General features: G+C 64.8%; 9 protein-coding genes and 1 pseudogene. 1 reads left to right on the forward strand and 9 read right to left on the reverse strand.

Features of this window, described 5'->3' with window-relative positions; genetic code table 11:
- From EOA60_RS07685 to uxaC, 8 genes are all read right to left on the reverse strand, one after another.
- Positions 1-1,468 (reverse strand): ATP-dependent DNA helicase RecQ (locus tag EOA60_RS07685; RefSeq protein WP_245502532.1); only part of this gene is annotated, 1,468 nt, incomplete at its 3' end.
- A 220-nt stretch (positions 1,469-1,688) separates the two neighbouring features.
- The gene (locus EOA60_RS07695; RefSeq protein ID WP_127335411.1) at positions 1,689-2,648 is read right to left on the reverse strand and encodes a hypothetical protein; all 960 of its coding nucleotides are present in this window, start codon (positions 2,646-2,648) and stop codon (positions 1,689-1,691) included.
- Positions 2,645-3,319: a sulfotransferase gene (locus EOA60_RS07700; RefSeq protein WP_245322329.1), complete on the reverse strand. Its 675-nt coding sequence runs from the start codon at positions 3,317-3,319 to the stop codon at positions 2,645-2,647. The genes EOA60_RS07695 and EOA60_RS07700 overlap by 4 nt, the downstream gene beginning before the upstream one ends.
- Positions 3,320-3,625: 306 nt before the next feature.
- Positions 3,626-3,955 (reverse strand): cupin domain-containing protein, encoded by a 330-nt coding sequence (locus EOA60_RS07705; protein WP_095824149.1) that lies wholly within the window; start codon positions 3,953-3,955, stop codon positions 3,626-3,628.
- A 32-nt stretch (positions 3,956-3,987) separates the two neighbouring features.
- Entirely contained in the window at positions 3,988-4,755 is a 768-nt protein-coding gene (gene kduD / locus EOA60_RS07710; RefSeq protein WP_095824150.1) for a 2-dehydro-3-deoxy-D-gluconate 5-dehydrogenase KduD, read from the reverse strand.
- A gap of 114 nt (positions 4,756-4,869) precedes the next feature.
- Positions 4,870-5,643 carry a FadR/GntR family transcriptional regulator gene (locus EOA60_RS07715; RefSeq protein ID WP_095824151.1) on the reverse strand — a complete coding sequence of 258 codons (774 nt, stop codon included), beginning with the start codon at positions 5,641-5,643 and terminating at the stop codon, positions 4,870-4,872.
- A 39-nt stretch (positions 5,644-5,682) separates the two neighbouring features.
- Complete coding sequence (locus EOA60_RS39640) at positions 5,683-5,814, reverse strand: hypothetical protein (RefSeq protein ID WP_278121659.1); 132 nt, start codon at positions 5,812-5,814, stop codon at positions 5,683-5,685.
- A 64-nt stretch (positions 5,815-5,878) separates the two neighbouring features.
- Complete coding sequence (gene uxaC / locus EOA60_RS07720) at positions 5,879-7,282, reverse strand: glucuronate isomerase (RefSeq protein ID WP_095824152.1); 1,404 nt, start codon at positions 7,280-7,282, stop codon at positions 5,879-5,881.
- A gap of 181 nt (positions 7,283-7,463) precedes the next feature.
- Between uxaC and EOA60_RS07725 the strand changes: the two genes are divergently transcribed.
- Positions 7,464-9,029: a mannitol dehydrogenase family protein gene (locus EOA60_RS07725; RefSeq protein ID WP_095824153.1), complete on the forward strand. Its 1,566-nt coding sequence runs from the start codon at positions 7,464-7,466 to the stop codon at positions 9,027-9,029.
- 259 nt (positions 9,030-9,288) lie between these two features.
- Here EOA60_RS07725 and EOA60_RS07730 read toward each other — a convergent pair.
- Positions 9,289-9,440, reverse strand: a pseudogene (locus EOA60_RS07730) (F0F1 ATP synthase subunit epsilon); the annotation flags it as partial.

A 9,440-nucleotide genomic window follows, 5' to 3' on the forward strand; every position in this document is an offset into this window, starting at 1 on the left:
CCCCCCCCGCCACAAGCTGGCGGATCAGCGACAGCCACGCGGGGCGCTTGTGTGCCGCGCCGGTGCCGAAGCTGGCAAGCCTTTGATGACCTCGGGCCAGCACCTTTTCGGTCTCGTGGCCAAGCAGGATGTCGACGATGTGGGAGGCCCCGAACCGCTCGCCGGTTTGCGCCACGGCCGAAAGGATGATGCGCGCCTCGATGCTGCCGTCCGCGCGCGGCGCCTGGCTGAGGCAGTTGTCGCAATTGCCGCAAGGCGAGGCGCCTTCGCCGAAATAGCCAAGCAGGACCTGGCGCCGGCATTGCGCCGTCTCGCAATAGCCGATCAGCGTATCCAGCCGGCCATGCGAGCGCCGCTTATGCTCCGGCGAGGCATCCTCGTCGTCGATGAACAGGCGGCGCGTGCGGATGTCGCCGAGGCCGTAGAGCATATGCGCCTCGGCCGGCCGCCCGTCGCGGCCGGCACGGCCGATCTCCTGGTAATAGGCCTCGAGGCTCGCCGGCAGGTCGGTGTGGAAGACATAGGCGACGTCCGGCTTGTCGATGCCCATGCCGAAGGCGATGGTCGCCACCATGACCACGCCGGACAGCGTCATGAAAGCGTTTTGGTTCGCGTCCCGCGCCTCCTTGCTCATGCCGGCATGGTAAGCGAGCGCGGTGACGCCGTTCTTTTCGAGGAAGGCCGCCATCTCCTCTGTCTTCCTGCGCGACAGGCAATAGACGATGCCGCTCTGTCCCGCATGGCGTTCGACGAAACGCAGCAGCTGGCGCTTGCTGTCCTGCTTCGGCTCGATGGCAAGCTTGATGTTCGGCCGGTCGAAGCCCAGCACCAGCGTGTCGACACGCTCGGCAAACAGCCGCGCCGAAATGTCGGTGCGCGTCGTTTCGTCCGCGGTCGCGGTCAGCGCGATGATCGGCACTTTCGGAAAGAGGTCGCGCAGCCGAGCAAGGTCCTCATATTCGCGCCGAAAGGCTGGTCCCCATTGCGAGATGCAATGCGCCTCGTCGACGGCGATCAGCCGGATGTCGAGCCTGGCCAGCGCGTCGAGCATCCGCTCGGTCATTAGCCGCTCCGGCGCCAGATAGAGCAGATGCGTCTGGCCCGAGGCGACGCGGCGCCACGCCGCGACATTGGCATCGCGATCGAGCGAGGAGTTGATCGTATCGGCGGCGACGCCGGCGAGCCGCAGCGCCGCGACCTGGTCCTGCATCAGCGCCACCAACGGCGAGACGACGATGGTGAGCCCGCCAAGGACCAGCGCCGGAACCTGGTAGCAGAGCGACTTGCCGGCGCCGGTCGGCATGACCGCCAGCACGTGGCGGCCGCACAGCAGCGCCTCTATCACGTCGGCCTGACCGGGCCGAAAATCGTCGAAGCCGAACACGTCCTTCAGCACGCGCTGCTTCGGATCGCGTCCCTCCGCCGCAATGCCCGCCACCGATGCCCGCCCCGCCATCGCGTTTTGCATTTGAGAGTGATTCCCGGTTTCGGCTGAGGTCACGTTCTTAAGGCGCGGATCGCCCGAACGCCATCGCAACCCGTGCTGTCCGCCGTTTTTGCCTGGCGGCGCCGCCGTCTCTGCCGGAGGTGTCGGCTCCTCCCTGCGCCGCAACCCGGCGATACTGAGATGGCAGGGCAAGGCGGTCGGCAGTGTCCACTGAGCCGAGGGTTAGCAAAGGCAGGGCGCGTCAGACTCCAAGCCGGCTCCATAGATCCGCAATCAATTTTCGCAGCCCGACAGCCCGGAGTTCTCCCGGTCGGATTTCGGCCAGCGCGATGCCGCTCTCGCCCGCAATGGCATAGAGCAGCCAGGTCCGGCCATCCTCCTCGAAAATGGCCGGATCGCGCAGCCCGTTCTCCTTGCTTCTTGCCACGCCCGCCTTGCTGCGGCGAACCGGCAGGCCGGCGCCCTCGTAGTCGGTGCCGGGTCTCAGCAATTCGGTCCTGCCGCGCACGACCCAGCGCCGCCACTCCTTGGAAAGGTCGATGCTGCCGTAAATCACGCGCTCCGGCGCGTCGCCCTTGCGCGTATAATAGACAATCAGCGAATCCCCGTTCTTCTGCACCGCCACATGCCGCGGCCGAACCCGGCTCGAGCCCGGCAGCACGACCGGCCCTTCCTCGAAACCGGAAAGACCATCGATAGATCGGCGAAGCCTGATACTGCCGGTGCCGAAAAGCCCATACCACCAGCCGTCATGCCGAAAGATCCGCGCATAGAACGGCCCTAGCGCCTGGGGGCTGGGGTTGAAGCAAAGGCCGTCGACCGATGTCGCCGCAAAGGTCGTCTGCTCGCGGCCATGTCGCTCGGCGCCGTGAAAATACATGACGATGCGTCGGGTCTGCTCGTCGACATGCACGTCGGGAGAGGCGATGTGATCCCTCAGAAAAGGACATTCGCCAAGCGAAAGCGCGCCGCCCGGGTGAACGCTCCAAGGACCCTGCAGCGTATCTGAATAGGCTAGGCGGATGTGGGTGCCGTTGTGATGCGCGAAATAGAGGTGATACGTTGCGAGCCGGCCGGTCGCCCACGCCGGCATCCTCACCAGCGATGGGCCGTTTATGCTGGCTCCCTCACCGCCCGGCAGCATATCGGGCGTAATCAACGGTCCTCGCCGTTCGGCTGAAAGGCCGAGCATCGACGTCATGCGTTTGCCCACTCCGGCATGTCATAGCCGAACTCGTCACAGAACCCTCTCAGCCGGGCGAGGAAGGCCGGGGGCAGGGCTTTGAGATAGGCAAGGTATTCCTCGTTCCGTTCCCACTTCTTGAGCGATGTTGCCCGTATCGGGTTGCCGGCATCCTCGCTGAAGCGGATACGCGGCCTGAGGTCGAATGCTCGCGCGATCCTCTCCTGGACCTCGTCCGGCCGAGCGATCATGTCCTCGTAGCGGACATAGACGATCGCGCGCTCCGGCTGCGCCTTTCTCAGCCGCAGCAAGGCCTCGTACTCGGCCAGCCAGCGTTCGGAGGTGACATGGAACCGGCGCTCCGCACTGCTTTCCGGATGCGAGCTGGTGAGCACGTCGAAAGGATGGCGAACGCAATAGATCAGGCCAATGGCGGCGGGCAATTTCGCCAGATGCGCATAACCCCGATCCGTGCGCTTGACGACAAGGTTGGTTTCGGAGCGGTCCAACATATCCAGCTGGGTGTATTTCGCTTCGGCTCGATGGACGAAGGTGTCCTCGAAACACCCCATCAGGCGCTGAGTCAGCGTCGTTCCGCTGCGCGCGCAGCCGGCAATGAATATCTTCTTGTAAGGCGCCGAGCGTCCAGCAAACCAAAGCCGCCACAGCCGCTTCACGTCCAGTGCCAAGCGCCGAACCTCTCTTATCGGCCGCCTGATGGCCTTGCGCAAAAAGGCCTCTGATTTTCGTGCGACGTCCATTTCCGACTTCCGCTCCCGCCGGCTTAGTTCATCCGATGCCAAAGCTGCGGCGCGCCGTCTCTTTGGCCGATATGCCGGCAGAGTGCCAGTCCTCTTCGTTAAACCTATCTTCACCATGTTGCGGCACCGTTGTCGTCCTGCGGCAATGTTTGAGTACCGCGGCGGCGCCACCTGCGCCCAGGCAACAAACCCGCGCCTCACGGCGCGGGTTTTTCTTTGGCAACAGGAATATCGCTATAGGAAGTCGGCCCGATAAGGCGCAAAACTGTCGACCAGCCGCCCCGCATCCAGCGCCCTGACGCCGTGCACCAGGTTGGACGGCACGATGAAGCTGCTTCCCGCTGCCAGGATCTCTGACTTGTCGTCGATGGTGACTTCGAAGCGGCCTTCGGCGACATAGCTTGCCTGGACGTGCGGATGCGAATGCAGCGCGCCGAGGCCGCCCTTGTCGAAGGCGAATTCGACCATCATCAGTTCGGCCGTGTGCACCAGCACGCGCCGTCTGTTGCCGTCGGGCGTCGGCTCCCAGGCTTTTTCGCCGGCATGTGAAAAGAGAGGCGTCATCGCTTAGCTTCCGTTCGAAATTGGCAGAATGGTTACCGCGCCAGCCAGCCGCCGTCCACCGGCATCACCGCGCCATGCATGTAGTCCGACGCGGGCGCGAGCAGGAAAACGGCCGCGTCGCCGATGTCGCCCGGCCGGCCCCAGCGCCCCGCGGGAATGCGTCCGAGGATGGCGGCGCTGCGGTCGGGGTCGGCGCGCAAGGCTTCGGTGTTGTTGGTTTCGATATAGCCCGGCGCGATGCCGTTGACGTTTATGCCTTTCGCCGCCCATTCGCAGGCGAGCAGCCTCGTGAGGCCAAGCACACCATGTTTCGAAGCGGTGTAGGAGGCGACGCGGATGCCGCCCTGGAAGCTCAGCACCGAGCCTATGTTGACGATCTTGCCGCGCCGCCCGGGCTCGGCCAGCACGCGTCTGGCAAAACTCTGGCAAAGCCGGAAGACCGCCTTCAAATTGATGTCCATCACCTCGTCCCAGTCGGCTTCGGTCAGATCGACCGCGTCGGCGCGTCGTATGATGCCGGCATTGTTGACCAAGCCGTCGAGCGGTCCCTTCTCGTCCCATATCCGGTCGAGCATGACGGCAGCCGCGGCAGGATCGCCGAGATCGGCGGCCACGGTTTCGAACTGGCCACCAATGGCCGCGATCCCCTCCGCGGTTTCATCCATCGCCGAGCGCCCGACGCCGATGACGGCGCCGCCGGCGCGCGCGACCGACACTGCAATGCCTTGGCCGATGCCGGTGTTGGCGCCGGTGACGAGGATGCGTTTTCCCGCAAGGCTGAAGGCGAAAAGATCGCTCACTTGAGCTGGTCCATCGCCACCTTGTCGACGTCGATATAGTCGACATTGTCGCCAGCCATGGCCCAGATGAAAGCGCCGGTGTGTGTCTGGTCCATCTCTACCTTGCTCGAATGATTATCCGGTCGACGCAGCCGCCACGGACTTTGCGTAATAGGCCTGCCGCGCCTGCAAGCGCTCGCGGTAGCGCTGCTGGCTTGAGGTGAGATGTGCCCGCATCGCCTCGCGCGCGGCTTCGGCGTCGCCCGCCGAAATCGAATTGAGGATCACCAGATGCTCCCGTTGCAGGCCACGCTGGTACTCGTCGGACTGGACGAGCTCGGCCGACCAGGGCGAGGTTACGTCGCAGGGAATGGCGCGGCGGCCGAGCACGTCGAGCATCTCGACATAGAACGGGTTATTGGTGGCGCTGGCGATTGCCCTATGGAAGGCGAGATCCGCCGGACCGGTCGGCTGGCTGGCGAGCAGAAGCCGCTCGAACTCGAAGAAAGCCTCCTGGATCGCCGCCTCTTGCGCCGCGTTGCGGCGGATGGCGGCAAGGCCGGCCGATTCGATCTCGATCGCCAGCCGCACCTCGAGCACGTTGAGCGCGATCGAATCCTTGGCGCCCATGTCGGCGGTCAAAACGCCGAGCGTGGTGGAGATGTGTTCAGTTACGAACACGCCGGCGCCCTGCCACGCCTCGACGAGACCGTCGGCGGCAAGCTTTGCCAGCGCCTCGCGAATGACGGTGCGGCTGACGCCGAAGGTTTCCGTGAGCTGTCCTTCGGTCGGCAGCTTGTGCCCGGGCGGGATCTCGCCCGCCAACAGCTGCTTGCGGATCGCCGCGACCACCGTTTCCGACAGCTTCGGCTTCCGTTCGACCCTGAGATCCGTCGTGGGCCCGGCCACCGTCGCACTCCTCTATCTGAACGCCCTATTTGAGGACGCCTACTTGAAGACACTTGGCAACCACAGCGAGATCGCGGGAATATACGTCACCAGCGCCAGAACCACGATACCCGCGCCGTAGAATGACCAGATCGAGCGCATCGCTTCCCAGACCGTGATCTTGCCGACCATGTTCGACGAAGACGTCCGATTGGATGATGCGGAACTTCATGCCTCTCAAATCCTGGCGACCGGCTCAGAGCCGGTACGCCTTCTTGGCAAGCGTGTAGGCAAGCTCGCGCGCCAGCTCATACGCTTCCTCCTCGCGAAGCCGATGTTCGGCGACGAGCCGCGCCAGGAAGGCGCAGTCGACACGCCGCGCGACGTCGTGGCGCGCCGGGATCGATGGAAAGGCGCGCGTGTCGTCGTTGAAGCCGACCGTATTGTAGAAGCCCGCCGTCTCGGTGGTCATCTCGCGGAAGCGGCGCATGCCTTCCGGGCTGTCGTGGAACCACCAGGCCGGCCCAAGCTTCAGCGCCGGATAGACGCCGGCGAGCGGCGCCAACTCGCGCCCATAGCTCGTCTCGACGAGCGTGAACAGGATGATCGTCAGGTCTCGCTCCAGCCCGACGCAGTCGAGCAGCGGCTTCAGCGCCGTCACATAATCGGTCCGGGTCGGGATATCGAAGCCCTTGTCTCGGCCGAATTTCTGGAAAACAGCCGGCGAATGATTGCGCCACGACCCGGGATGGATCTGCATCACCAGCCCGTCGTCGCGGCTCATCTTGGCCATCTCGGTCAGCATCTGGGCACGAAACAGTTTTCGCTCGCGCTCGTCCTCCGAGCCGCGGCGGATGCTGTCGAACAGCTCCTGCGCCGCGGTGTCGGAAAGATTGGCGGTGTCGGCGGTCGGATGGCCGTGATCGGACGAGGTGGCGCCGAATTCCTTGAAATAGGCGCGGCGTTTTCGGTGCGCCTCGAGATAGCCGGCCCATGTGCCGGTGTCGCATCCGGTGATTTCGCCCAGGCGATCGAGATTGGCCAGGAAACCTTCGAAGTCGGGATCGACCACGGCGTCCGGCCGATAGGCGGTAACGACACGGCCCTGCCAACCGCTGTCACGGATCATGCGATGCCATTTGAGATCGTCGAGCGCGCCTTCGGTGGTGGCGATCACCTCGATGTTGAACCGCTCGAACAGCGCCCGCGGCCGATAGTCGACGCGCTGAAGCAGCGCCGCGATCGTGTCATAGCACCGATCAGCGGTGCTGGCGTTGAGCGGTTCGTCGATGCCGAACAGGTGCTCGAACACATGGTCGAGCCAGAGCCGGGTCGGCGTGCCGCGGAAGAGATAGTAATGCTCGGCAAAGCGCCGCCAGATCGTTCTGCCGTCGGTCTCGACCGGCGCTCCGTCGAGCGTCGGCACGCCGAGCTTTTCCAGCGGCACGCCCTGGCTGAACAGCATGCGGAAAATGTAGTGGTCCGGGACGATCAGGAGCTGCGCGGGGTCGGGAAAGGGCTCGTTGAGCGCATACCAGCGCGGGTCCGTGTGGCCATGCGGGCTGACGATCGGCAGGTCCTTGACCCCTGCATGAAGGGCGCGAGCCAGCGTTCGCGTTTCCGGCGCGAACAACAGGTCCGGATCAGTCAATGCAGCCACTTCGCTCCTCCCAGGCTGCCCCATTGGTGGATTAGCAAACACATTGCCAACATACAAAAACCAGCCAGTTGTATGATGACTTTTGCATAAGGCCCGGCCATTGTACCGGGCAGCGGCGGGTGCTACGCCGCTGCCGCCATTCCTGCCAGGCTCGACGCGCCGATCGGAGACTTCAAACCCAATGAACAGCCGTCTGTCGAACGCCTCGATCGCGCAGCTGCCGGGCGCAATCGCCGTACCCCGCTACGATCGCGGCGCCGTGACGCCCGGCATCGTCCATCTCGGCGTCGGCGCCTTCCATCGCGCTCATCAGGCGGCCTATGTCGACGCCTGCCTGGCGGATGGCGATACGGGTTGGGGCATCATTGGCGTCTCGCTGCGCAGTCCCGATACACGCGATGCGCTGTCGCCGCAGGACGGGCTTTACACACTGGCGGTGAGGGAAAGCGCCGGCGAGCAGTTGCAGATCATCGGCTCGATCCTGTCGTTGCTGGTGGCGCCCGAAGATCCGGACGCTGTGCTTACCGCGCTCACCGATCCGCGCACCCGCATCGTCACGCTGACCATCACCGAAAAGGCCTATCTAAGGGCCGCCGACGGCAGGCTCGACGAAACTCATCCCGACATCGTCCACGATCTGGGAAACCCTGGATCGCCGAAGACGGCGCATGGTTTCCTGGCCGAGGCGCTTGCGCGCCGCCGCGCCGCCGGCACGCCGCCCTTCACGGTGCTGTGCTGCGACAACCTTCCGGCCAACGGCGCCACGCTGCACCGCCTGCTGATCGAGTTCGCGAAACTGCGCGACTTACGGCTCGCTCGACAGGGCGATGCCGGGCTCGCTCGACAGGGCGATGCCGGGCTCGCTCGACAGGGCGATGCCGAACTCGCCAGCCATGTCGCCAACGAAGTGGCCTTCCCGTCTTCCATGGTCGACCGCATCGTGCCTGCGACCACCGACGCCGACCGGGCGCGCATCGCCGGCGAGCTTGGTCTCGAGGATGCCTGGCCGGTGATGACCGAGCCGTTCCGGCAATGGGTGATTGAGGATCGTTTCCCCACCGGGCGGCCGGCCTGGGAGAAATTCGGCGTCACCATGGTCGAGGATGTCGGTCCCTTCGAGGACATGAAGCTGAGGCTGCTCAACGGCGCGCATTCCGGCATCGCCTATCTTGGCCTGCTCAGCGGCCACGCCACCGTCGACCGCGCCTTCGCCGACCCGTCGATCCGACGGTTTGTCGACGCATTGTGGGCCGAAGCCGTGCCGACGCTGCCCCAGGATGCAGGTCTCGATACGGCCGCCTACACGGCCGAGCTCGCCCAGCGCTTCTCCAACACCGCGCTTGCCCATCGCACGGCGCAGATCGCCAATGACGGCAGCCAGAAACTGCCGCAGCGCATCGTCGCGTCAGCCATCGAATGCCTCGAAGCCGGGACCGAGTTCGTACACCTGACGCTGGTGGTCGCCGCCTGGATCGCCGCATGCGCCGCGCGCGGTGGCAGCTTGCCGGAGGGCCATTTCACCGATCCACTCGATACCGCCCTCAGCGACATCTTCGCCCGGATTCTGCCGACGGCGGAGATGACGGAGGCCGTGTTCGACCTCGCCGGCTTTGCCAAAGCTCATCCGGAGCGACAGAAGTTGATCGAGTCTGTCGCCACTCATCTCGTCCATTTCAAGCAAGGCGGTCCGAAGCTGGCTCTCGCGGCGATCGGCATCGGCAAAGAACCGCCCCAGCTGGCCGAGTAGCGCGTCTGTACCGACTACTCGCCCGACCGTTCACGACCTGCCGTGTGGCATAGTCGGCCCCCGTTCGAGTTTCAGAACAGGCGCACTGCCTTGCTGACGAGATTAGAGCGGCTCGCCGTTTGCATGAAACGGCACGACACCCTGACAAGCAGGGCGGACCGTCTCCCAAACGAGAAAACGAGAAAACGGGGCAAACAAAAAAGCGGGGCAAGCCCCGGGGCAAGCCCGCTCTCTTTCAGTCCATCGTAAGAGGCCGCCGTCAGGCCGGCAGCAGCGCGCCTTCCAACGTGGTGAGCTGGCTGAGAAACTGCTCGGCCTTGCTGCGGGCCTCGTCGTCCTTGGCGTCGGCGGCGTCTTCCCTGGCTTCCTGGATGCGGCGGGCGAGGTCAGCGCGGTCGATGTCGCCGACGG

The sequence above is a fragment of the Mesorhizobium sp. M1A.F.Ca.IN.020.06.1.1 genome, from assembly GCF_004023265.1.
In the GTDB taxonomy this organism is placed as follows: domain Bacteria; phylum Pseudomonadota; class Alphaproteobacteria; order Rhizobiales; family Rhizobiaceae; genus Mesorhizobium.